18 protein-coding genes, 1 pseudogene and 1 riboswitch are annotated in these 23,630 nt (G+C 73.4%); of the genes and pseudogenes, 16 read left to right on the forward strand and 3 right to left on the reverse strand.

The genetic code is table 11. The features are described 5' to 3' along the window. Nucleotides 1-149: 149 nt before the first annotated feature. Nucleotides 150-1,277 (reverse strand): alpha/beta hydrolase, encoded by a 1,128-nt coding sequence (locus tag OHB00_RS12760; protein WP_406434321.1) that lies wholly within the window; start codon nt 1,275-1,277, stop codon nt 150-152. A 92-nt stretch (nt 1,278-1,369) separates the two neighbouring features. Beyond that, on the reverse strand, nt 1,370-2,104 hold the full coding sequence (locus tag OHB00_RS12765) for a class II aldolase/adducin family protein (RefSeq protein WP_406434323.1): 735 nt from the start codon (nt 2,102-2,104) through the stop codon (nt 1,370-1,372). Nucleotides 2,105-2,300: 196 nt separating this feature from the next. Here OHB00_RS12765 and OHB00_RS12770 point away from each other — a divergent pair, with 196 nt between their 5' ends. The 10 genes and pseudogenes from OHB00_RS12770 (at nt 2,301) to cobI (ending at nt 16,161) form a co-directional block, all read left to right on the forward strand. After that, the gene (locus OHB00_RS12770; protein WP_406434325.1) at nt 2,301-3,059 is read left to right on the forward strand and encodes a lysozyme; all 759 of its coding nucleotides are present in this window, start codon (nt 2,301-2,303) and stop codon (nt 3,057-3,059) included. Nucleotides 3,060-3,203: 144 nt separating this feature from the next. After that, on the forward strand, nt 3,204-4,454 hold the full coding sequence (locus OHB00_RS12775) for an anion permease (protein ID WP_406434327.1): 1,251 nt from the start codon (nt 3,204-3,206) through the stop codon (nt 4,452-4,454). A 19-nt stretch (nt 4,455-4,473) separates the two neighbouring features. Then, entirely contained in the window at nt 4,474-4,701 is a 228-nt protein-coding gene (locus OHB00_RS12780; protein ID WP_406434329.1) for a hypothetical protein, read from the forward strand. Nucleotides 4,702-4,840: 139 nt separating this feature from the next. Further along, nucleotides 4,841-4,983, forward strand: a riboswitch (cobalamin riboswitch). 99 nt (nt 4,984-5,082) lie between these two features. Beyond that, nucleotides 5,083-6,033, forward strand: a complete 951-nt coding sequence (locus tag OHB00_RS12785) for a cobalamin biosynthesis protein (protein ID WP_406434331.1) — start codon at nt 5,083-5,085, stop codon at nt 6,031-6,033. Next, a complete protein-coding gene (locus OHB00_RS12790; protein WP_406434333.1) occupies nt 6,030-7,565 on the forward strand; it encodes a cobyric acid synthase in 1,536 nt (511 codons plus the stop codon). Before OHB00_RS12785 ends, OHB00_RS12790 begins: the two co-directional genes overlap by 4 nt. Next, nucleotides 7,562-11,230 carry a cobaltochelatase subunit CobN gene (gene cobN, locus OHB00_RS12795; protein WP_406434335.1) on the forward strand — a complete coding sequence of 1,223 codons (3,669 nt, stop codon included), beginning with the start codon at nt 7,562-7,564 and terminating at the stop codon, nt 11,228-11,230. The genes OHB00_RS12790 and cobN overlap by 4 nt, the downstream gene beginning before the upstream one ends. Further along, nucleotides 11,227-13,227 carry a putative cobaltochelatase gene (locus OHB00_RS12800; protein WP_406434337.1) on the forward strand — a complete coding sequence of 667 codons (2,001 nt, stop codon included), beginning with the start codon at nt 11,227-11,229 and terminating at the stop codon, nt 13,225-13,227. Before cobN ends, OHB00_RS12800 begins: the two co-directional genes overlap by 4 nt. Further along, the gene (cobO, locus tag OHB00_RS12805) at nt 13,227-13,826 is read left to right on the forward strand and encodes a cob(I)yrinic acid a,c-diamide adenosyltransferase (RefSeq protein ID WP_406434339.1); all 600 of its coding nucleotides are present in this window, start codon (nt 13,227-13,229) and stop codon (nt 13,824-13,826) included. The genes OHB00_RS12800 and cobO overlap by 1 nt, the downstream gene beginning before the upstream one ends. Next, nucleotides 13,826-15,430: pseudogene (locus OHB00_RS12810) on the forward strand (cobyrinate a,c-diamide synthase); the annotation flags it as partial. The gene cobO and the pseudogene OHB00_RS12810, both read left to right, overlap by 1 nt. Beyond that, entirely contained in the window at nt 15,415-16,161 is a 747-nt protein-coding gene (gene cobI / locus OHB00_RS12815) for a precorrin-2 C(20)-methyltransferase (protein ID WP_406434341.1), read from the forward strand. The pseudogene OHB00_RS12810 and the gene cobI, both read left to right, overlap by 16 nt. A gap of 11 nt (nt 16,162-16,172) precedes the next feature. Here the strand turns inward: cobI and OHB00_RS12820 are convergent, their stop codons facing one another. Next, nucleotides 16,173-16,901, reverse strand: a complete 729-nt coding sequence (locus OHB00_RS12820) for a ZIP family metal transporter (protein ID WP_406434343.1) — start codon at nt 16,899-16,901, stop codon at nt 16,173-16,175. Between the two features lie 84 nt (nt 16,902-16,985). Here OHB00_RS12820 and cobM point away from each other — a divergent pair, with 84 nt between their 5' ends. The 6 genes from cobM to cobC are packed head-to-tail and all read left to right on the forward strand — an operon-like array spanning nt 16,986 to nt 23,528. Further along, on the forward strand, nt 16,986-17,846 hold the full coding sequence (cobM, locus tag OHB00_RS12825) for a precorrin-4 C(11)-methyltransferase (RefSeq protein ID WP_406434345.1): 861 nt from the start codon (nt 16,986-16,988) through the stop codon (nt 17,844-17,846). Further along, on the forward strand, nt 17,843-19,204 hold the full coding sequence (gene cbiE, locus OHB00_RS12830; protein ID WP_406434347.1) for a precorrin-6y C5,15-methyltransferase (decarboxylating) subunit CbiE: 1,362 nt from the start codon (nt 17,843-17,845) through the stop codon (nt 19,202-19,204). Before cobM ends, cbiE begins: the two co-directional genes overlap by 4 nt. Further along, nucleotides 19,201-20,904: a precorrin-3B C(17)-methyltransferase gene (gene cobJ / locus OHB00_RS12835; RefSeq protein WP_406434349.1), complete on the forward strand. Its 1,704-nt coding sequence runs from the start codon at nt 19,201-19,203 to the stop codon at nt 20,902-20,904. The genes cbiE and cobJ overlap by 4 nt, the downstream gene beginning before the upstream one ends. Further along, entirely contained in the window at nt 20,901-21,485 is a 585-nt protein-coding gene (locus OHB00_RS12840) for a precorrin-8X methylmutase (RefSeq protein ID WP_406434351.1), read from the forward strand. The genes cobJ and OHB00_RS12840 overlap by 4 nt, the downstream gene beginning before the upstream one ends. Next, complete coding sequence (locus tag OHB00_RS12845) at nt 21,482-22,408, forward strand: sirohydrochlorin chelatase (protein WP_406434353.1); 927 nt, start codon at nt 21,482-21,484, stop codon at nt 22,406-22,408. Before OHB00_RS12840 ends, OHB00_RS12845 begins: the two co-directional genes overlap by 4 nt. Then, entirely contained in the window at nt 22,398-23,528 is a 1,131-nt protein-coding gene (gene cobC, locus OHB00_RS12850; protein WP_406445750.1) for an Rv2231c family pyridoxal phosphate-dependent protein CobC, read from the forward strand. The genes OHB00_RS12845 and cobC overlap by 11 nt, the downstream gene beginning before the upstream one ends. The last annotated feature ends 102 nt before the right edge of the window (nt 23,529-23,630 follow it).

The raw sequence follows: 23,630 nt of genomic DNA on the forward strand, positions 1-23,630 counted from the left end.
CGGGTGCGGGAAGAATCACATCGGGGGTTGTCATGGGAGCCGAAGGGGCGCGCGCGGCGAGCCCACGCGCCGAGGGTCGCGCACATCGGGGAGCGCACATCGGGGTGCACACGCAAGCACACGCCCAGGGGGGCGCACGCCCCGGGGTGTCACATCAGGGGCGTGAGGAACCGGCGCAGTCGCTCCTCGTACTCCTCCGGGTCGGCGTTCCACATCGCGCCGTGCGGGGCGTCCGGGACGGTGTGCAGGGCCACCCGGTCGGGCCGCCGCTCGGCGAGCCGCCGGGAGTACGCCCAGGGGGCCACGGTGTCGTCCGGCCCGTGCACGATCAGGGTGGGCACGGTGAGGTGTTCCGGGTCGACGGGGTCACCGGCATGGTCGGCGTGCAGGCGGGCGCGGCCCTGTGCGGCGCGCACCGCGAGCGGCAGCAGGGGCTCGGGGGTGTGCCGGGCCTGGGCGAGGGCGCGCAGGGTGGCTTCCCAGCTGAGCACCGGGGAGTCGAGGACCAGCCCGGAGATCCGCTCGCGCAGCGCCGAGTGGGCGGCGGCACGCAGCGCCATGGTGGCGCCGGTGGACCAGCCGTACAGGACGACGCGGCGGGCGCCGTAGCGGAGGGCGTAGCGGATCGCCGCGTCCAGGTCGCGCCACTCGCTCTCACCGAGGTGGTTCAGGCCGTCCGGGGGGCGTGGCGCGCCGAGGTCGCCGCGGTAGGCGAGGGCGAGCACCGGCAGGCGCAGGGCGTGCAGGAACGGCATGACGTTCATGGGGTGCTCGCGGGTGGTGCCGAGGCCGTGCACGGCGATCACCCAGGTCTCCCGGTGGCCGGGCACGAACCAGGCGGGCAGCGGGCCGAGTTCGCCCGGCAGGTCGATGTCGGCGTACTCCAGGCCCAGGGCCGTGCCGGGGTTGCCGACGTGGACGTTGGCGGTGAGCCAGGCGTTGTCTCCGGTCTCGAACGTGCCGTGGGTCACCCGCTCCAGCCGTCGTACGACGGTGTCGGCGGTGTCCGCGGCGGACTCCAGGACGGCGCCGACGACCGCGTGCGAGCCGTCGCCGGCCAGGCCGTAGGTGCCGGGGCGCAGCGAGGCGAGGTCGCGGGTGAGGGTGATGCGGCCGGCCGCGGTGCCGTGCACGGTGAGCCGGGGTTCGGTGGGCAGGGGCCGGCCGGGCGGTGCCTTCAGCGCGGCGTCACTGGCCAACCGCCCCGCGGCCACGCCGGCCGCACCGGCGGCGAGTACGGCACCGACGGCGGCGGCCGTGACTTTGACTGGGCGCACCTGTCCAGTGTCCGGGCGGACTCCGGTGTCGGCCAGTGGAGGAAGGAGAAATCGACGAAGCCACTGGACCCGTCTTCCCGTCAGGCCGGGGTTCACCCCTCTGTCTGGCCGTATCCCCTCAGCTTCTCCTCCGCCTCCGCCACCTGGCCGGGCGAGAGCAGGGTCGGGGTCAGGCCCGGGACCGTGGATGCCGTCAGCCACAGGTGGCACATCCACTCCAGCTGGGCGGTGCGGTCGTAGGCCTGGGTCAGGGTGGTGCCGTAGGTGATCGTGCCGTGGTTCTGGAGGAGGCAGCCGGAGCGGTCGGTCAGGGCGCGGAGCATGTTCTCGGCCAACTCGTCGGTGCCGTACGTCGCATAGGGGGCGACCCGGACGGCGCCACCGAGGGCGGCGGACATGTAGTGGATCGCCGGCAGCTCGGGGACGAGCGTGGAGACGGCCGTCGCGTGGACGGCGTGGGTGTGGACGACGGCCCCGGCGCCGGTGCTGCCGTAGATCGCGAGATGCATCGGCAGTTCGCTGGTCGGGACCAGGGTGCCGAGGACCTGGCGGCCGGCGAGGTCGACGCCCGTGACGTCGTCGGGGGTGAGTCGGTCGTACGGCACGCCCGACGGCGTGACCAGCACCGTGTCGCCGACGCGGACCGAGACGTTGCCGGAGGTGCCGACGACCAGCCCGTCGGACACCGTGCGGCGGGCCGTGGCGACGAGTTCCCGCCACGCGTCAACCTCCGCCGCCCGCGCATCCCGTCTTCGGGGCTCCGCCACCCCCTGTGCGCCGCCGCGCCCGCCCCGTTGGTCACGCTCGTCCCGCCGGTGTTCAGCCATGGCCCGATCCTGCCAGCCGGCGCCTCAACGGCCCTGCACGGCGGGGCACTTTAGGCCGGACGTCCGGAATCCAGTAGAGCGCAAAACCCCACAAAGGATTCCATTTCTAGGCTTGGCCGAAGATCACCGATCATACGCCGATCTTCCAATATTCTCTGGACGATTTTTCGTACACGCCGCCATTCCGGGGGGAAACGTGGCCCGTGACCGCACTCCGTCGACCCGCCACCGCATTCATGTCCTCGCGGCGGCCGCGGCGGCACTCGCCCTCGCGGGGACCGCGCCCGCGCTCGCCGGGACGCCGGCCTCCGCCGCGAGCACACCGAGGGGGCACGACGTCTCCTCGCACCAGAAGAACGTCGACTGGCCGGACGCCAAGGCGAAAGGCGCCGTGTTCGTCTACATCAAGGCGACCGAGTCCACCACCTACCGCAACCCGTACTTCGGCCGGCAGTACAACGGCTCCCGCCAGGCGGGCCTCGTCCGGGGCGCGTACCACTTCGCCCGGCCGGACCAGTCGTCGGGCGCCGCACAGGCCGCGTACTTCGTGAGCAACGGCGGCACCTGGACGGCGGACGGCTGGACGCTGCCGCCCGCGCTCGACGTCGAGTACAACCCGTACGACAAGAAGCACAGGTGCTACGGCCTGAGCCCGTCCGGGATGGTCGGCTGGATCAGGTCCTTCAGCGACGAGCTGCGGCGGGAGACCGGCCGGCGGCCGGTGATCTACACGACGACCAACTGGTGGGACCTCTGCACCGGCGGCAGCGGCGCGTTCGCCGCCGACCACGCGCTGTGGATCGCGCGGCACGGCTCGGCGGAGGCGGGAACGCTGCCGGCCGGATGGTCCTCCTGGACGTTCTGGCAGTACGGCAACAGCGGCAGCCTGCCGGGTGACCAGAATCTCTTCAACGGCTCACCGGGGCGGCTGAGGGCGTTCGCCCGGGGCCACTGACCAAGCGGCGACTGGGTCGCCGGACCGGAAGCGGAATGACGACCCCCCATCACTGACACCCCTAAGCCCACCCCAGTTCACCTACCGTTCACCCAGGTTGCCTACGGTCCAACAACCAATGACTTCGAAAGATTGCCTGGGTAAATGGAAAGCTTCTCGCTGATCCTCGCGATTGTGGTGGTCACCGCACTCGCGTTTGATTTCACGAACGGTTTCCACGACACCGCCAACGCGATGGCCACGACCATCTCGACCGGCGCGCTCAAGCCCAAGATCGCGGTGACGATGTCCGCCGCGCTCAACCTGGCGGGCGCCTTCCTCTCCGTGGAGGTCGCCAACACGATCTCGAAGGGTCTCGTCGACGAGAACGGCATTCGTCCCGAGGTCATCTTCGCCGCGCTCGTCGGCGCCATCCTCTGGAACCTCGTCACCTGGCTGGTGGGCCTGCCCTCCAGTTCCTCGCACGCCCTCATGGGCGGCCTGATCGGTGCCACCGTCGCCTCCGCCGGCTTCGGCGCGGTCCACGGCGACGTGCTCGTCACCAAGGTCCTGCTCCCGGCGGTCGCCGCCCCCGTGGTCGCGGGCCTCGCGGCGATGCTCTCCACCCGGCTCTCCTACACGATCGGCAAGAACGCCGACGACAACGCCACCCGCAAGGGCTTCCGCGCCGGCCAGATCGCCTCCGCCGGACTGGTCTCGCTCGCGCACGGGACCAACGACGCGCAGAAGACGATGGGCATCATCACCCTCGCGCTGATCGCGGGCGGTTCCATCGCCCCCGGCTCGAACCCTCCCACCTGGGTCATCCTCTCGGCCGGCCTCGCCATCGCGCTGGGCACCTACATCGGCGGCTGGCGCATCATCCGCACCATGGGCAAGGGCCTGACCGACCTCCAGCCGCAGCAGGGCTTCGCCGCCCAGACCAGCGCGGCCACCGCCATCCTGGCCTCCTCGCACCTCGGCTTCTCGCTCTCCACCACGCACGTCGTCTCCGGTTCCGTGATGGGCGCGGGCCTCGGCCGCAAGGGCGGCACGGTCCGCTGGTCCACCGCGACCCGCATGGTCGTCGCCTGGCTGCTCACCCTCCCGGCCGCCGCGCTGGTCGGCGCCCTCGCCGAGTCCGTGACGGACCTCGGCGACTGGGGCACCGCGCTCGTCGCCGTCTTCCTGGTGGCCACCAGCGCCGGCATCTGGAAGCTGTCCCGCCGCGAGGTCGTGGACAGCGGCAACGTCAACGACGCCGACACCGCCGAGCCGGCCGGCGTGGTGACCACGGCGATCGCGGCCGTGACCCCGCCGCCCGCCGGCCCGGTCACCGACGATCTCGTCGCCACCATCCCCGCCCCCGCTACCGCCCCCGCCGCTCCCGCGACCGACCCGGCCGCCACCGTCTGACCCCCGAGGAAGAAGCGACATGAACATCGACTGGGCAGCCATCGGCTCCGTCTTCGGCGTCAGCCTCGTGGTCACGGTGGGCCTGGTGGCCCTGTTCACCCTCGGCATCAAGGGCCTCTCCGCCCGCGAACGCGCCACCGCCCAGGGCGACTCCGCCGCCCTGGCCGTGACGGCCGCCTACCTCTGCTTCGCCGGCTGCGCGGCCGCGGTGGCCTACGGGATCCACCTGATCGTGGCGAAGGCCTGACACAACAGGGGCTCGCCCCCACCGAAGGCTCCTCTCCATCCGCTCGGAGAGGAGCCTTCGGCATGCCCCACAGACCTCGGCAGGTAACCGGTGTGGGCCTTCCCACACACTCCCCTCCCAGGTCAACGGCAAGTTGACGGGTCTTCCAGGGGCGTGGTGGACTTCCGGAGCCATGTACGGCGGCAAGGGAGGAAGCCGGTGTGAATCCGGCGCGGTCCCGCCACTGTCACCGGGGTAGCAGTCCCCGGAAGCCAGGAACTCTCACCGCCGGTCTCGTCGAACCAGGGCGCGGACACCCTGAGTGAGGACATATCGCCATGCACGGCTGCCGTTCGAGGTTCAGTACCCGGTCGTTCCCCCACCCCGCGGCCGGCTGAGCCGATGGGTGCCGATCGCGTCTTCGCGTACGGCGCCGCCGCCGGCCTTCTCGGTGATCTGCTGCTCGGCGATCCGCGCCGGGGGCATCCGGTCGCCGTGTTCGGCCGGACGGCCGGGGCCGTGGAGCGGGTGCTGTGGCGGGACCACCGCGGGTGGGGCGCGCTGCACACCGCCGTGTGCGCCGGCGGCGCCGTGGCGCTGGGCGCCGTGGCCCAGCGGATCGTACGACCGTCCACCGCGGCGTCCGTGGCCCTCACCGGCGCGGCCACCTGGGCCGTGGTCGGCGGCACTTCGCTCGCCCGCGAGGCCCGCGCCGTCGGGCGGGCCCTGGAGGCGGGCGACGTCGAGGCGGCCCGCGCGCGGCTGCCGCATCTGTGCGGGCGGGATCCGCAGGCCCTGGACGCCGACGGGATCGCACGGGCGGTCGTGGAGTCCGTCGCCGAGAACACGAGCGACGCGGTCGTCGGGGCGCTGGTGTGGGGGGCCGTTGGGGGTGTGCCGGGGCTGCTCGGGTTCCGGGCCGTGAACACCCTGGACGCCATGGTGGGGCACAAGTCGGCCCGCCACCGCCGGTACGGGTGGGCTTCCGCGCGGCTGGACGACGTGGCCGGATGGCCGGGGGCGCGGCTCACCGCCGTGCTGGCCGCGGTGTCCGGAACGGACCCCAAGGGAGCGGTACGGGCCTGGCGGGCCGATGCCGCGAAGCATCCGAGCCCCAACGCGGGGCCCGTGGAGGCGTCGTTCGCGGGGGCGTTGGGGGTACGGCTCGGGGGGACGTTGTCGTACGGGGGGCGAGTGGAGCATCGGCCGGTGCTGAACGGGGAGGGGCGCGCTGTGGAAGTCGCTGACATCGATCGGGCGGTGCGGTTGTCGCGGCGGGTGGGATGGCTGGCGTGGGGGGTGAGCGCGGCTGCGGCCCTGCTGCGCGGATCGCTTCGGGGAAGGGCGTCATGAACAACGGAGGCCTCCTCGTGGCCGGTACCACCTCCGACGCCGGGAAGAGCGTCGTCACCGCCGGTATCTGCCGGTGGCTGGTGCGGCAGGGTGTGAAGGTCGCGCCGTTCAAGGCGCAGAACATGTCCCTCAATTCGTTCGTGACGCGTGACGGGGCCGAGATCGGGCGGGCGCAGGCCATGCAGGCGCAGGCCTGCCGGGTGGAGCCGACCGCGCCGATGAACCCGGTGCTGCTCAAGCCCGGTGGCGAGCAGAGCAGTCAGGTCGTGCTGCTCGGCAAGCCGGTCGGTGAGCTGAGTGCGCGTGGCTACCACGGCGGGCGGCAGCAGAAGCTGCTCGGGACCGTGCTCGACTGCCTCGCCGAGTTGCGGGGCACGTATGACGCGGTGATCTGTGAGGGAGCCGGCAGTCCGGCGGAGATCAACCTGCGCCGGACCGACATCGTGAACATGGGGATCGCCCGGAATGCCGGGTTGCCCGTGCTCGTGGTCGGGGACATCGACCGCGGGGGCGTGTTCGCGTCGTTCTTCGGCACCGTCGCCCTGCTCTCGCCCAAGGACCAGGAACTCGTCGCCGGGTTCCTCGTCAACAAGTTCCGGGGTGACGTCTCCCTGCTGGAGCCGGGCCTCGACATGCTGCACGGGCTCACCGGGCGGCGGACGTACGGCGTGCTCCCGTTCCGGCACGGGCTCGGGATCGACGAGGAGGACGGGCTGAGGGTGTCGTTGCGCGGGACGGTGCGGGAGTCGAACACCGCGCCGCCCGTCGGCGAGGACGTCCTCCGGGTCGCCGTCTGCGCGATACCCCTCATGTCCAACTTCACGGACGTGGACGCCCTGGCCGCCGAACCGGGCGTCGTGGTGCGGTTCGTGGACCGGCCTGAGGAGCTGGCCGATGCCGATCTCGTCGTGGTTCCGGGAACCCGCGGGACGGTTCGCGCCCTGGAGTGGCTGCACGAGCGGGGGCTCGCGCGGGCGCTGCGGCGCCGGGCCGCCGAGCAGCGGCCCGTGCTCGGCGTCTGCGGTGGCTTCCAGATCCTCGGTGAGCACATCGAGGACGACGTCGAGAGCCGCCGAGGCCATGTCGAAGGGCTCGGGGTGCTGCCCGTGCGCGTCCGGTTCGCCCGGGAGAAGACGCTGACCCGGCCCGTCGGGGAGGCCCTCGGCGAGCGGGTCGAAGGGTACGAGATCCATCACGGGGTGGCCGAGGTGACCGGTGGGGATGCGTTCATCTCTGATGACCATGGACACAGCCTGGACGGGTGCCGGGTCGGGCAGACCTGGGGCACGCACTGGCACGGCTCCCTGGAGTCGGACGGTTTCCGCCGGGCCTTCCTGCGCGAGGTGGCGGCCGCCGCGGGCCGCCGGTTCGTGCCGGCCCCCGAAACCTCGTTCGCCGCGCTGCGCGAGGAGCAGCTCGACCGGCTCGGCGACCTGATCGAACAGCACGCGGACACGGACGCGCTCTGGCGGCTCATCGAGTCGGGCGCGCCGCAAGGACTGCCTTTCATTCCACCGGGAGCGCCCGCATGAGCACTGTGTTGTTGTTGTCGACCGCGGACACCGATCTGCTGGCGGCCCGGGCCGCCTCCGGTGCCGGCTACCGGATCGGCAATCCGACGCGCGTCGACGTCGCGGCGGAGCTGCCCGCGCTGATCGAGGGCGCGGACATCGCCGTCGTACGGCTGCTCGGCGGCAAGCGTGCCTGGGAGGACGGGCTCGCCGCGCTGAAGGCCGCCGGGATCCCGACCGTGCTGCTCGGCGGCGAGGCCGTGCCGGACGCGGAGTTGATGGCGGAGTCCTCGGTGCCGGCGGGTGTGGTGGCCGAGGCGCTCAGGTACCTCGTCGAGGGCGGCCCCGCCAACCTCACCGAGCTGGCCCGGTTCCTGTCCGACACCGTGCTGCTGACCGGTGAGGGGTTCGACGAGCCGCAGAAGATGCCCGAGTACGGCGTCCACGGCGCCCGGACCCGGGAGAGCGGCCGGCCGACCGTCGGGGTGCTCTTCTACCGGGCCCATGAACTGAGCGGCAACACCGCCTTCGTGGACACCCTCTGCGATGCCGTCGAGGCGCAGGGCGCCAACGCCCTCCCGGTGTACTGCGGTTCGCTGCGCGGGGCGGACGCCGGGCTGTACGAGCTCCTCGCCGAGGCCGACGCGCTGGTCGCGACCGTCCTGGCGGCCGGCGGCACGCACGCCTCCCAGGCCTCGGCCGGCGGTGACGAGGAGGCCTGGGACATCGGGGCGCTCGCCGACCTCGACGTGCCGGTGCTGCAAGGTCTCTGCCTGACCACGTCGAGAAGCGCCTGGGACGAGTCCGACGCCGCCCTCTCCCCCATGGACGCGGCGATGCAGGTCGCCATCCCGGAGTTCGACGGACGGCTGATCACGGTCCCGTTCTCCTTCAAGGAGCAGGGTCCGGACGACGTCCCGGTGTACGTCGCCGACCCGGAGCGGGCCGGACGCGTCGCCGGAATCGCCGTACGGCACGCGCGGCTCAGCCACAAGCCGAACGCGGAGAAGAGGATCGCGCTGGTCTTCACCGCGTATCCGACCAAGCACTCCCGGGTCGGCAACGCGGTCGGTCTGGACACGCCCGCGTCGGCGGTGCGGGTGCTGGACGCCCTCCGGGACGCCGGGTACGGCGTCAGCGAGTACCCCTCCGGCGGCGACGAGTTGATCCACCGCCTCATCGAGGCCGGCGGGCACGACGTCGAGTGGCTGACCGAGGACCAGCTGGCCGCCGCGCCCGCGCGGGTGCCGCTCGCGGACTACCGGGCGTGGTTCGAGAAGCTCGACCCGGAGCTGCGGGACGCGATGACGCAGGCGTGGGGCGAGCCGCCGGGCACGCTGTACGTCGACGGTGACGACATCGTGCTGGCCTCCCTCCAGTTCGGGAACGTCGTCGTCATGATCCAGCCGCCGCGCGGCTTCGGCGAGAACCCGATCGCGATCTACCACGACCCGGACATGCCGCCGTCGCACCACTACATGGCGGCCTACCGGTGGCTGGAGAACAGTTTCGGGGCGGACGCGGTCGTGCACATGGGAAAGCACGGCACCATGGAGTGGCTGCCGGGCAAGGGTCTCGGCCTGAGCGCGGGTTGCGCGCCGGACGCGGTCCTCGGCGACCTGCCGCTGATCTACCCCTTCATCGTCAACGACCCCGGCGAGGGCACCCAGGCCAAGCGGCGCGGGCACGCCACCGTCGTCGACCACCTGGTGCCGCCTATGGCCCGTGCCGACACCTACGGCGACCTGGCCAAGCTGGAGCAGCTGCTCGACGAGTACGCGCTGGTGTCGGATCTGGACCCGACCAAGGCGCCGGCCGTCCGCGCCCAGATCTGGACGCTGGTCAAGGCGGCCGAGCTGCACCACGACCTGCATGTGGACGAGCAGCCGGAGGACGGCGACTTCGACGAGTTCGTCATGCACATCGACGGCTATCTGTGCGAGATCAAGGACGTGCAGATCCGCGACGGTCTGCACATCCTCGGCGGCGGACCGGTCGGTGAGGCGCGGGTGAACCTGGTGCTGGCCGTGCTGCGCGCCTCGCAGGTGTGGGGCGGCCAGGCCAACGCGCTGCCAGGGCTCAGGGCCTCCTTCGCGGCCCATTTCGGGCTCAGCGAGAAGGAGTTGCTGGCCGAGCCGGGCGCGCCGGTGAAGGTCCCGGTGGAGCTGACGGATCTGGTCGAGGGCCCCTCACGTACCGCCGCCGACGCGATCGACCTGCTGGAGCAGCTGTGCCGCCGGGTCACGGAGGGCATGGAGCAGCGGGGCTGGGCCGTCGCCGAGAGCGGCGCGCTCGTACGGGAGGTGCTCGGCACCGAACTCCCCGAAGCCGTCGCGGTGCTGGAGTTCGCGTGCGCCGAGGTCGTGCCACGGCTCGCCCGGACCACGGACGAGATCGGGCACATCCTGAAGGCCCTGGACGGCGGTTACGTCCCGGCGGGCCCCTCCGGCTCGCCCACCCGCGGTCTGGTCAACGTCCTCCCCACCGGCCGGAACTTCTACTCGGTCGACCCCAAGGCCATTCCGTCCCGGCTGAGTTGGGAGGTCGGCCAGTCGCTCGCGGACTCGCTGGTGCAGCGGTATCTGAGCGACACCGGCGCGTACCCGCGGTCCGTCGGCCTGACGGTGTGGGGCACCTCCGCGATGCGCACCCAGGGCGACGACATCGCCGAGATCCTGGCGCTGCTGGGCTGCCGTCCGGTCTGGGACGACGCGTCGCGGCGCGTGACCGGTTTCGAGGTGATCCCCCTGGCCGAGCTGGGGCGGCCGCGCATCGACGTCACGGTCCGGATCTCCGGCTTCTTCCGGGACGCGTTCCCGCACGTGGTCGGAGTGATCGACGACGCGGTGCGCACGGTCGCCGAGCTGGACGAGCCCGCCTCGCAGAACTACGTGAAGGCGCATGCCGACGAGGACACCGCCGAGCACGGCGACCGGCGGCGCGCGACGGCCCGGATCTTCGGCTCCAAGCCGGGGGCCTACGGTGCCGGGCTGCTGCCGCTGATCGACGCGCGCAACTGGCGCTCCGACGCCGACCTCGCCGAGGTGTACGCGGTGTGGGGCGGTTACGCCTACGGGCGCGGGCTCGGCGGGCGGGCGGCGCGCGGCGACATGGAGACGGCGTTCAGGCGGATCGCGGTCGCCGCGAAGAACGTGGACACCCGCGAGCACGACCTCGTGGACGCCGACGACTACTTCCAGTACCACGGCGGCATGGTCGCCATGGTGCGTCATCTGACCGGCGCCAACCCCGAGGCGTACGTGGGCGATTCGGCCACGCCCGACCAGGTGAGGACGCGCACGCTCGGCGAGGAGACCCACCGGGTCTTCCGCGCCCGGGTGGTCAACCCCCGCTGGATGGCGGCCATGCGCCGGCACGGCTACAAGGGCGCCTTCGAGATGGCGGCGACCGTGGACTACCTGTTCGGGTACGACGCCACCGCCGGGGTCGTGGACGACTGGATGTACGAGAAGCTCAGCGCGGAGTACGTCTTCGACGCGGAGAACCGGGACTTCATGAAGAAGTCCAACCCGTGGGCGCTGCGCGGCATCACCGAACGGCTCCTGGAGGCCGCCGACCGGGGCCTGTGGGCCGAGCCGGACGCGGACACCCTGGAGCGGCTGCGCGCCACCTACCTGGAGCTCGAAGGCGACTTGGAAAGCGACTCGGAGGGCGACGACCAGTGAGTACCCCGTTCCCGTTCACGGCCGTCGTCGGCCAGGACGACCTGCGGCTCGCGCTGCTGCTGAACGCCGTCTCGCCGGCGGTCGGCGGAGTGCTGGTGCGCGGCGAGAAGGGCACCGCCAAGTCGACGGCGGTACGCGCCCTCTCGGCGCTGCTGCCGGCCGTGGACACCGTCGCCGGCTGCCGTTTCTCCTGCGACCCGGCCGCGCCCGACCCGGCCTGCCCCGACGGCCCGCACAACCCGCCCGGCGCGTTCGAGTCCCGCCCGGCGCGCATGGTCGAGCTGCCGGTGGGCGCCTCCGAGGACCGGCTGGTGGGCGCGCTCGACATCGAACGCGCCCTGGCGGAGGGCGTGAAGGCCTTCGAGCCGGGCCTGCTGGCCGACGCGCACCGGGGCATCCTCTACGTCGACGAGGTCAACCTCCTCCACGACCACCTGGTCGACCTGCTGCTGGACGCGGCGGCGATGGGCGCGTCGTACGTGGAACGCGAGGGTGTCTCGGTGCGGCACGCGGCCAGGTTCCTGCTCGTCGGCACCATGAACCCCGAAGAGGGTGAGCTGCGCCCGCAGTTGCTCGACCGGTTCGGCCTGACGGTCGAGGTGGCCGCCTCCCGCGAGCCCGACCAGCGGGTGGAGGTGGTACGGCGGCGGCTCGCGTACGACGACGATCCGACGGGTTTCGCTGCGCGTTGGGCCGGCGAGGAGGCCGCCGTGCGGCAACGGATCGTGGCGGCACGGGAACTGCTGCCGTCGGTGCGGCTGGGCGACGGGGTGCTGCGGCAGATCGCGGCGACCTGCGCCGCCTTCGAGGTCGACGGCATGCGCGCCGACATCGTGATGGCGCGGACCGCCGGCGCGCTCGCCGCGTGGGCCGGGCGGACGGTGGTGCTGGCCGAGGACGTACGGCAGGCCGCGCTGCTGGCGCTGCCGCACCGCAGGCGCCGCAATCCCTTCGACGCGCCGGGACTCGACGAGGACAGGCTGGACCGGACGCTGGAGGAGTTCGCCGGAGAGTCCGAGGACGACGATCCGGATCCGGACGGTCCCGGTGGGGGCGGCGGGCAGCCGCAGCCCGACGAGGGGCCGCAGGGCGACGGTGACACGGACGGCGCCGCCCGGCCCGAGGCCGGGGAGGGCGAGGGCGTGCCGCGGCAGGCCGGTGGCGGGGAGCAGGCTCCCGTACGGGCCGCCGAGCCCTTTCGTACCAAGGTGCTGAGTGTGCCGGGGATCGGCGAGGGGGCCGCCGGACGACGGTCCCGGGCGCGCACCGAGCACGGGCGGACCACGGGTGCGCGACGGCCGCGCGGTGCCCTGACCAAGCTGCACCTGGCGGCGACGGTGCAGGCCGCCGCCCCGCATCAGCGGGCGCGCGGGCGGTCCGGGCCGGGGCTCGTGCTCCGCCGGGACGATCTGCGGCAGGCGACCCGGGAGGGCCGCGAGGGGAACCTCGTGCTGTTCGTGGTCGACGCGTCCGGGTCGATGGCCGCACGGCAGCGGATGAGCGCTGTGAAGGGTGCCGTGCTGTCGCTGCTGCTCGACGCGTATCAGCGGCGGGACAAGGTGGGGCTTGTGACGTTCCGGGGGGCGGCCGGCGAGGTGGTGCTGCCGCCGACGTCGTCGGTGGACACGGCGGCGGCCCGGCTGGAGTCGCTGCCGACGGGCGGGCGGACGCCGCTCGCCGCCGGGCTGTTGAAGGCGCATGACGTGCTGCGGGTGGAGCGGTTGCGGGATCCGGCGCGGCGGGCGCTGGTGGTCGTGGTGACGGACGGGCGGGCCACCGGTGGGACGGAGCCGGTCGCCCTCGCCGGGCGGGCGGCCCGGCTGTTCGCGGCCGAGGGGGTCGCCTCGGTGGTTGTCGACTGCGAGTCGGGACCCGTGCGGCTGGGGCTGGCGGGACAGCTCGCCGGTGAGCTGGGCGGTACGGCGGTGACGCTCGACGAGTTGCGGGCGGACGCCATCTCCGGGCTGGTGAAGGACGTACAGAGGAGGGCCGCGTAATGCCGCAGGGGCAGCCGAGTGTCGTACCGGACGACGGACTGACGACCCGTCAGCGCCGTAACCGTCCTCTGGTGGTCGTGCACACCGGGATCGGGAAGGGCAAGTCGACGGCCGCGTTCGGGCTCGCGCTGCGGGCCTGGAACCAGGGGTGGCCGATCGGGGTGTTCCAGTTCGTCAAGTCCGCCAAGTGGAAGGTCGGCGAGGAGAACGCGCTGCGGGTGCTGGGCGCCTCCGGCGAGGGCGGGAGCGTCGACTGGCACAAGATGGGCGAGGGCTGGTCGTGGGTGCAGCGCGACGAGCAGCTGGACAACGAGGAGAAGGCCCGGGAGGGCTGGGAGCAGGTCAAGCGGGATCTGGCCGCCGAGACCTACAAGCTGTACGTCCTCGACGAGTTCGCCTACCCGATGCACTGGGGATGGGTGGACACCGACGAGGTCGTCTCCGTGCTGCGGGACCGGCCCGGCACCCAGCACGTCGTGATCACCGGGCGGAACGCGCCCGGGAAGCTCGTCGACTTCGCCGATCTCGTCACCGACATGTCCAAGGTCAAGCATCCGATGGACGTGGGGCAGAAGGGGCAGAGGGGCATCGAGTGGTGACGTCCTCGTCCGTGCCCCGGCTGGTCGTCGCCGCGCCCTCCTCGGGCAGCGGCAAGACCACCGTCGCCACGGGGCTGATGGCCGCGTTCGCCGCGCGGGGGCTCGCCGTGTCCCCGCACAAGGTCGGGCCGGACTACATCGACCCCGGGTATCACGCGCTCGCGACCGGGCGGGTGGGGCGGAACCTCGACGCGTACCTGTGCGGGACGGAGCTGATCGGCCCGCTGTTCGCGCATGGTGCGCGCGGCTGTGATCTGGCCGTCGTCGAGGGTGTGATGGGGCTGTACGACGGGGCCGCGGGGGAAGGGGAGCTGGCGTCCACGGCTCAGGTGGCGAAGCTGCTGCGGGCGCCGGTGGTGCTGGTCGTGGACGCGTCGTCGCAGTCGCGGTCGGTGGCGGCGCTGGTGCACGGGTTCGCGTCGTGGGATCCGGAGGTGCGGGTCGGGGGCGTGATTCTGAACAAGGTGGGGTCGGACCGGCACGAGGAGTTGCTGCGGGAGGCGCTGGAGGCCGCGGGGGTGCCGGTGTTCGGGGTGTTGCGGCGGGTGGCGCAGGTGGACACGCCGTCGCGGCATCTGGGGTTGGTGCCGGTGGCGGAGCGGCGGGGGGAGGCGGTTGCGGCGGTGGCTGCGATGGCCGCGCAGGTCTCCGACGGGTGTGACCTGGAGGCGCTGATGGGGTTGGCTCGGGGGGCCGGGGCGTTGCCGGGTGCGGCGTGGGATGCGGCTGCGGCCTTGGTTTCCTCGCCCCCGCCGCCCCTACCCGTCCCATCTCCAGGGGCTGCCGCCCCTTCGGCCCCGCCTTCGGGGGCTGCCGCCCCCGGACCCCCGCTTCGGCCTGAACGGCCTCGTCCTCAAACGCCGGACGGGCTGAAGGGAGTGCGGGACGGCCTGCGTCCTCAGACGCCCGACGAGCTGAGGGAGGCGCGGGACGGCCTGCGTCCTCAGACGCCCGACGAGCTGAGGGAGGCGCGGGACGGCCTGCGCCCTCAGGCGGCGGAGGGGTTGGTTGTTGCGGTTGCTGGAGGGCCTGCCTTCACCTTTTCCTACGCCGAGCACGCCGAGTTGCTTGTCGCCGCTGGGGCCGAAGTCGTTGTGTTCGATCCGCTTCGGGACGAGCGGCTGCCCGAAGGTACGCGCGGGTTGGTCGTCGGGGGTGGGTTTCCTGAGGTGTACGCCGGGGAGTTGTCGGCCAACGAGTTGCTGAGGAAGGACGTCGCCGCACTCGCGGAGCGTGGGGGGCCGGTCGCCGCCGAGTGTGCGGGGCTGCTGTATCTGTGCCGGGAGCTGGACGGGGTGCCCATGTGCGGGGTGCTGGACGCGCGGGCGCGGATGTCGGAGCGGCTGACGCTGGGGTACCGGGATGCCGTGGCCGTGAGCGACAGTGTGCTGGCCGTCGCCGGTACCCGTATGCGGGGGCACGAGTTCCACCGGACGGTGGTGGAGCCGGGGGCGGGGGCGGCTCCCGCGTGGGGGGTGCGTACGCCCCGGCCGCGTGTCGAAGGTTTTGTACAGCGGGATGTGCACGCCAGTTATCTGCACACGCACTGGGCGTCCGAGCCCGGTGTGGCCCAAAGGTTCGTGGAGAGGTGCCGGACGTCATGAGCAGCAGCAGGTTGATCGGAGTCGGAGTGGGGCCCGGTGACCCGGAGCTGGTGACCGTGAAGGGGGTCAACGCCCTGCGCGCGGCCGATGTCGTCGTGGTGCCCGTGATGGACTCCGGCGAGCGGGGGCGGGCCGAGGCCACCGTGCTGCACTACGTCGGCGAGGAGAAGGTCGTACGGGTCGTCTTCGCGCTGAACGAGCGCAGCGACCGGGGGCGGCGGGAGGCGGCCTGGGACGCGGCGGGGGCCAGGGTGGCCGAGCTGCTGCGCGGTCATGGGGCGGTCGCCTTCGCCACGATCGGGGATCCGAATGTCTATTCGACGTTCACTTATCTCGCGCAGACCATCGGTGAGCTGATACCCGAAGTCGTCGTCGAGACCGTCCCCGGGATCACTGCCATGCAGGACCTCGCCGCCCGCTCCGGGGCCGTGCTCACCGAGGGGACGGAGCCGCTGACGCTGGTGCCGGTGACGGCGGGGGCCGAGGTGCTCAAGGAGGCGCTGAGCGGGCCGGGGACGGTCGTGGCGTACAAGTTCGGGCGGCAGGCCGGTGCGGTCGTGGCGGCGCTGCGGGAGGCCGGGCGGGTCGACGACGCCGTATGGGGGTCGGCGCTGGGGCTGGCGGAGGAGTCCATCCGGTCCGCCGCCGAGCTGGACGGCTCCCCGCTGCCGTACCTGTCCACGCTCATCGCGCCCCCGCGCCGGGACGGCGGCAGAGGCGGGAAGCTGTGACCGGTCGGGCGTCAGCTGGACATGCCCACCACCAGCCAGATGAACGCCGCGCCGGCCACCGTGCACAGCAGCGTCGAGCGGGCCGGGTGCTCGTGGTGGGCCTCCGGGAGGATCTCCGCGGCGGCCAGGTAGAGCAGGACGCCGCCGAAGAGGCCGAGATAGCCGCCGAGCAGAGCCTCCGGGATGGTGACGAAGATCGTGGAGAGGGCACCGAGGACCGGTGCGCAGGCGTCGGCGACCAGCATCGCTATCGCCCGGCGCCGCGCGTTGCCGTACAGGCTCGTGATCGTGAACGTGTTGAAGCCGTCCGCGAAGTCGTGGGCGATGACCGCGAGCGCGACCGCCGCGCCCATGCCGCCGCCCACCTGGAAGGCCGCGCCGATCGCCACCCCGTCCATCGCGCTGTGGCCGACCATCGCGCCCGCCGCCGTCAGGCCCACCTCGGGCGCCCGGTGACCGTGCTCGTCGCCGCCGTGCGCGGCCTGGCGCAGGGCCAGGGTGCGTTCGACCAGATGGGCCAGGAGGAATCCGGCCACGAACAGGAGCAGGGCGGCCGGTACGCCGAAGACCTCGCGGCCGGCGGCGCGCAGCGCCTCCGGCAGCAGGTCGAGGCCGACCACCCCGAGCATCAGACCGCCGGCCAGGCCCAGGACCAGGTGACGACGGTCGGTCACACGCTGTGCCGTCCAGCCGCCGGCCAGCGTCATCAGGAACGCGCCGAGCGCGACGAAGACCGCCATGTGCCCTTGCTATCCGATCGACCCGCCCCAGCGCACATCCTGCAGCACCCGTAACACCCTTTGTCCAGAGAGGACCGATTTTCCATGGCCGATGCCGCTGACGCAGCCACTGCCGCCGCCCATGCCTTCGGCGCCGCCCCCACCGGCAAGGTGACCTTCGTCGGTGCCGGCCCCGGCGCCGCCGATCTGCTGACGTTCCGGGCCGCGCGCGCGATCGCCGAGGCCGACGTGGTGATCTGGGCAGCGAGCCTGGTCCAGGCGGAGGTCCTCCAGCACGCGCGCGAGGACGCGGAGGTCCTCGACTCCGCGACGATGTCGCTGGAGGACGTCGTCGCCGTGTACGAGCGGGCCCGTGCCGAGGGGCTGCGGGTCGCCCGGATCCACTCCGGGGATCCGGCCCTGTGGGGCGGCACGCAGGAGCAGGTCGACCGGTGTGCCGGGATCGGTGTCGAGGTCGAGATCGTGCCCGGTGTCTCCTCCTTCTCGGCCGTGGCCGCGCTGGCCCGACGTGAGCTGACCATCCCCGAGGTGGCGCAGTCCGTCGTGCTCACCCGGCTCGGCGGCGGCAAGACGCCGATGCCGCCGGGCGAGGAGGTGCGGGAGTTCGCGCGGCACGGGACCACCATGGCGATCTTCCTCTCCGCCGCGCGCAGCGGACAGCTGGTGCGCGAGCTGCTGGAGGGCGGCTACCCGACCTCCACCCCGGTCGTCGTCGCCTATCAGGCGACCTGGCCGGAGGAGCTGGTCGTGAAGTGCACGATCGAGACGCTGGAGGAGACGGTCAAGGAGCACAGGCTCTGGAAGCACACCCTCTTCCTGGTCGGCCCGGCCCTGGACGCCCATGGCACCCGCTCGCACCTCTACCACCCCGGCCACTTCCACGGCTTCCGCAAGGCCGACCCCGAGGCCCGGCGGACGCTGCGCGAGCGGGGGGCGAGTACATGATCACCGTCGTCGGTACGGGGACGGGCACGCCGCTTCCGCCCGATGCGCTGGCCGGCGCGCGGCTGGTCGTCGGGGGGCGGCGGCATCTGTCGGCCGCGCCGGTCCCGGAGGATGCCGAGCGGGTCGTACTCGGTCCGCTGGCGCCCGCCCTCGATGTCGTGGCACGGCACCTGGAGAAGCAGAACCGGGTCGTCGTGCTGGCCTCCGGTGACCCGGGGTTCTTCGGGATCGTCCGGGTGCTGGCCGAGCGGTTCGGGGCCGGGACGCTGGACGTGCGCCCCGGCGTGTCCTCCGTCGCCACCGCCTTCGCGCGGGTCGGGCTCCCCTGGGACGACGCGGTGGTCGTCAGCGCGCACGGGCGGGAGCCGCGGACGGCGGTGAACGTCTGCCGAGCGCATCCGAAGGTCGCGGTGCTGACGGGGCCGGGTGCGGGTCCGGCGGAGCTGGGGGCGGCGCTGCGGCCGGCCGGCGACTCGCCGTGGGGCGGGTCCGCGCACGGCTCCTCCGCACCGCGGACCTCGTCCGCGGACGAGACCGCCGCGGGCTCGTCCGCCCCGGCGCCGCTGTCCGGCGGGCGGGTCCTTGTCGTCGCCTCGGCGCTCGGCTCCCCGCGGGAGCGCGTCGAGTGGGTCACGCCCGCCGAAGCCGCCGCGCGGGACTGGGGTGCGGACGTCAGTGTGGTGCTGTGCCTCGACGAGAGGCGGGCGCTGAGCGCCGTGCGGACGGTGGCGGGCGGCCGGGCGGAGCCCGCCGGGTGGGCCCTCGGCGAGGACGAGTTCGCGCACCGCGACTCGATGATCACCAAGTTCGAGGTCCGGGCGCTGGCCCTGGCCCGGCTCGGGCCCCGGCTGGGCGACCTCGTCTGGGACGTCGGCGCGGGGTCCGGGTCGGTGGCCGTGGAGTGCGCGCGCCTCGGTGCCGCCGCCGTCGCCGTGGAGAAGGCCGCGGACGGGGCCGGGCGGATCGCAGCCAACGCCCGGGCGCACGGTGTGTACGTGGACGTGGTGCACGGCTCGGCGCCGGAGGCCCTGGCCGCGCTCCCCGACCCGGACGCCGTGTTCGTCGGTGGCGGGGGCCGTGAACTGCCCGCCGTCGTCGACGCCTGCGCGCGGCGCGCCCGGCGGACGGTGGTGGTGGCGATGGCCGCCCTGGACCGGGTGCCGGCGGCGCGTGCGGCGCTGACCGGTGCCGGGTTCTCCTGCGACGGGGTGCTGCTGCAGTCCTCCCGTCTCGCGCCGCTGCCGGGCGAGGTGACCCGGCTGGCGGCGACCAATCCCGTGTTCCTGCTGTGGGGGTCCAGGCTCCCCGCTTCCGAAGAAGGGTCCGACGACGGATCCGAAGAAGGAGTTGCCCAGTGATCGGCCTCATTTCCGCCACCGCGGCGGGGGCGGCGGCGCGCGACCGGCTGGCCGCGGCGTGGCCGGACCGCACGCGGGTGTACGACGGTGCCGTCAAGGACGCCGTACGGTCCGCGTTCGCGGAGTGCGAGCAGCTGGTGTGTTTCCTGGCCACGGGTGCGGTGGTCCGGCTGATCGCCCCGCTGCTGGGCGAGAAGGCGACCGACCCGGGCGTGGTCTGCGTCGACGAGGGCGGGCGGTTCGCCGTGTCGCTGGTCGGGGGGCACGGCGGCGGGGCGAACGAACTCGCCCGTGAGGTGGGTGAGTTGCTGGCCGCGCAGCCGGTGGTGACCACCGCGACCGACGCGGTCGGACTGCCCGGGCTCGACACTCTCGGCTTCCCGGTGGAGGGCTCGGTGGCGGCCGTGTCGCGGGCCCTGCTGGACGGCGAACCGGTCGCGCTGCGTGCCGAGACGGCGTGGCCGCTGCCCCCGCTGCCGCTGGCGGACGAGGGCGCCCACACCGTCCGGGTGACCGACCGCGCGGTCGAACCCGCCGGGAACGAGGTGCTGTTGCGGCCGCCGTCCCTCGTCGTCGGCGTCGGTGCCTCCAAGGACGCCCCCGCCGACGAGGTGCTCGCCCTCGTCGAGGACGCGTTGCGGGACGCGGGCCTGTCTCCGCGCAGCGTCGCCGAACTCGCCACCGTCGACGCGAAGGCCGAGGAGCCCGGGCTCGTCGCGGCGGCCGCGCGGCTCGGGGTTCCACTGGTGACGTACTCCGCCGAGGAGCTGGCCGGGGTCCAGGTCCCCAACCCCTCGGACGCTCCCCTCGCCGCCGTCGGCACCCCCTCCGTCGCCGAGGCGGCGGCGCTCGCGCGGGGCGGTGAACTCCTCGTCCCCAAGCGGAAGTCACGGCGGCCGGACGGCCGGCCCGCCATGGCGACCTGCGCCGTCGTACGACGTCCCGCGCGCGGCCGGCTCGCGGTGGTCGGGCTCGGCCCCGGCGCCCGCGATCTGCTCACCCCGCGGGCCAGGGCCGAACTGCGCCGCGCCGCCGTGCTCGTCGGCCTCGACCAGTACGTCGACCAGATCCGTGACCTGCTGCGGCCCGGCACCCGGATCCTGGAGTCGGGGCTCGGTGCCGAGGAGGAACGGGCGCGTACCGCGGTCGCCGAGGCGCGCGCCGGGCATGCCGTCGCGCTCGTCGGCAGCGGGGACGCCGGCGTGTACGCGATGGCCTCCCCCGCGCTCGCCGAGGCCTCCGACGACATCGACGTGATCGGCGTGCCGGGGGTCACCGCGGCGCTCGCCGCCGGGGCGATCCTGGGCGCGCCGCTCGGCCACGACCACGTCTCCATCAGCCTGTCCGACCTGCACACGCCGTGGGAGGTCATCGAGCGCCGGGTGCGCGCGGCGGCCGAGGCCGACATCGTCGTGACGTTCTACAACCCGCGCTCCCGCGGCCGCGACTGGCAGCTGCCCAAGGCGCTCGCGATCCTCGCCGGGCACCGCGAGCCGACGACGCCCGTCGGGGTCGTGCGCAACGCCTCGCGTCCCGACGAGTCGAGCCGGCTGACCACCCTGGGCACGCTAGACCCGGCGTGGGTCGACATGATGACGGTCGTGACCGTGGGCAACACCGCGACCCGGAACATCGCCGGACGGATGGTCACCCCGCGCGGCTACCGCTGGCAGGAGAGCGCTCAGGAGGAGGGCGAGTGAACCGCGTGGTCCACCCCATCGAGCAGGAGTCCTTCCGGCGGCTGCGCGCCCGCCTGGACACCTCGCACTTCCCGCCGCTGACCCGGGCGGTCGTGGAACGCGTCATCCACTCCGCCGCCGACCTGGAGTACGCGACCGACCTGGTGGCCGACGAGGGCGACCTGGTGAAGGCACACGCTGCACTGCACGCCGGGGCGCCGGTCGTCGTGGACGTGGAGATGGTCGCCGCCGGGATCACCCGCCGCGAGACGGTGTGCCGGCTGCGCGACGCCGAGTCCGGTCCCGGGCTGACCCGTTCGGCGCACGCGATCCGGCTCGCCTACGAGCAGGTCGGGCCCGGCGCCCTGTGGGTGATCGGCAACGCGCCGACCGCCCTGGAGGAGCTGCTGACGCTGGACGCCTCCCCCGCGCTCGTCATCGGGCTGCCCGTCGGTTTCGTCGGCGCGACCGAGTCCAAGGCCGCGCTGCGGGCGAGCGGGCTGCCCGCCGTCAGCAACGTGTCCGAGAAGGGCGGCTCGGCGGTCGCCGCCGCCGCGCTCAACGCCCTGCTGTACCACCCCACTTCCGAGGAGACGCTGTGACCACCCCGCCCGCCCTGCTCATCGCCGGCCACGGCACCCGGGACGCCGCCGGGGCCGAGGCGTTCCGCGACTTCGTACGGGAGCTGGGGCGCCGCCACCCCGAACTGCCCGTCGCGGGCGGCTTCATCGAGCTGTCCCCGCCGCCGCTCGGCGACGCCGTGGCCGAGCTGGTGGAGCGGGGGGCGCGGCGGTTCGCCGCGGTGCCCCTGATGCTGGTCTCCGCCGGGCACGCCAAGGGCGACATCCCGGCCGCGCTCGCGCGTGAGAAGGAACGGCACCCGGGGATCTCGTACACCTACGGCCGTCCGCTGGGTCCCCACCCCACCCTGCTGTCGGTCCTTGAGCGGCGGCTGGACGAGGCGCTGGGCGGCTCCTCGCGGGCCGCGGGGGACCGCGCCGACGTGACCGTGCTGCTGGTGGGCCGCGGGTCGACGGACCCGGACGCCAACGCCGAGGTGCACAAGGCGGCCCGGCTGCTGTGGGAGGGGCGCGGATACGCCGGTGTGGAGACCGCGTTCGTGTCACTGGCGGCGCCGGATGTGCCGAGCGGGCTCGACCGGTGTCTGAAACTGGGGGCGCGCCGGATCGTCGTCCTGCCGTACTTTCTCTTCACCGGGATCCTGCCGGACCGGGTGCGGCAGCAGTCCGAGGGCTGGGCGGCGGCGCACCCGGAGGTCGAGGTGCGTTCGGCGGACGTCATCGGGCCCGAGCCGGAACTGCTCGACCTGGTGATGGAGCGGTACCGGGAGGCGGTCGAGGGTGATCTGCGGATGAACTGCGACTCGTGCGTGTACCGGATCGCGCTGCCCGGCTTCGAGGACAAGGTCGGGCTGCCCCAGCAGCCGCATTTCCACCCGGACGACGACGGTCACCCACACGGACATGGACACCATCACCATGGCGGACACGCGCATGCGCACTGAGGACGGTTCCGGGGGTCCCGGAGGCGGCAGAGGCTCCACGGGGGCCGGAGGTTCCGGAGGGTCCGCGGACGGGCACGATCTGCGGCACCACGGCGATGCCGAGGTCCGGGACGGCGGTCCGGCGCTCGTCGACCTCGCGGTCAACGTGCGCACCGGCACCCCTCCCGTCTGGCTGCGGGAGCGGATCGCCGAGTCGCTGGGCGGGCTCGCCGCCTACCCGGACGGCCGGGCGGCGCGGACGGCGGTCGCGGCGCGGCACGGTCTGCCGGTGGAACGGGTGCTGCTGACCGCGGGCGCCGCGGAGGCGTTCGTCCTGCTGGCGCGGGCGCTGAAGGTGCGCCGGCCGGTGGTGGTGCACCCGCAGTTCACCGAGCCGGAGGCGGCGCTGCGGGACGCCGGGCACACCGTGGACCGGGTGCTGCTGCGCGAGGCGGACGGGTTCCGGCTCGATCCGGCGGCCGTTCCGGAGGACGCCGACCTGGTGGTGATCGGCAATCCGACCAACCCGACGTCGGTGCTGCACCCGGCGGAGGCGATCGCCCGACTGGCCCGTCCCGGGCGGACGTTGGTGGTCGACGAGGCGTTCATGGACGCGGTGCCGGGTGAGCGGGAGGCGCTGGCCGGGCGCATGGACGTGCCGGGTCTTGTGGTGCTGCGGAGTCTCACGAAGACGTGGGGGCTGGCCGGACTGCGGATCGGGTACGTGCTGGCCGCGCCTGAGATCATCGCCGACCTGGCGCGGGCGCAGCCGTTGTGGCCGGTGTCCACGCCGGCGCTGGCGGCGGCCGAGGCGTGTGTGGCGCCCCGCGCGCTGGCGGAGGCGGCGCATGCGGCGCACCGCGTGGCCGCCGACCGGGCCCATCTGGTGGCGGGGCTTGAGGAGTTCGCGCCGGAGGGAGTGCGGGTCGCGGGACCCGCGGAGGGGCCGTTCGTGCTCGTCCGGATGCGGGGGGCTGCCGCCGTGCGCCGGCAACTGCGGGTGCTGGGGTATGCCGTGCGGCGCGGGGACACCTTTCCGGGGCTGGACGAGGAGTGGGTGCGGATCGCGGTGCGGGACCGGGTGACGGTGAACCGGTTCCTGCTGGCGCTTGATCAGGCGTTGATGTTCATACGCGCGTGAGGGAAGGGGGAACTGCGGTCGGCTACGCGGCTGCGGGTGCGTCGTGGCTGGTCGCGCCCGCGCGGCGGCAGCCGCACAACGACCACCGCCCCGCGCCCCTGA

It is taken from the genome of Streptomyces sp. NBC_00631, assembly GCF_045206895.1.
GTDB lineage: Bacteria > Actinomycetota > Actinomycetes > Streptomycetales > Streptomycetaceae > Streptomyces.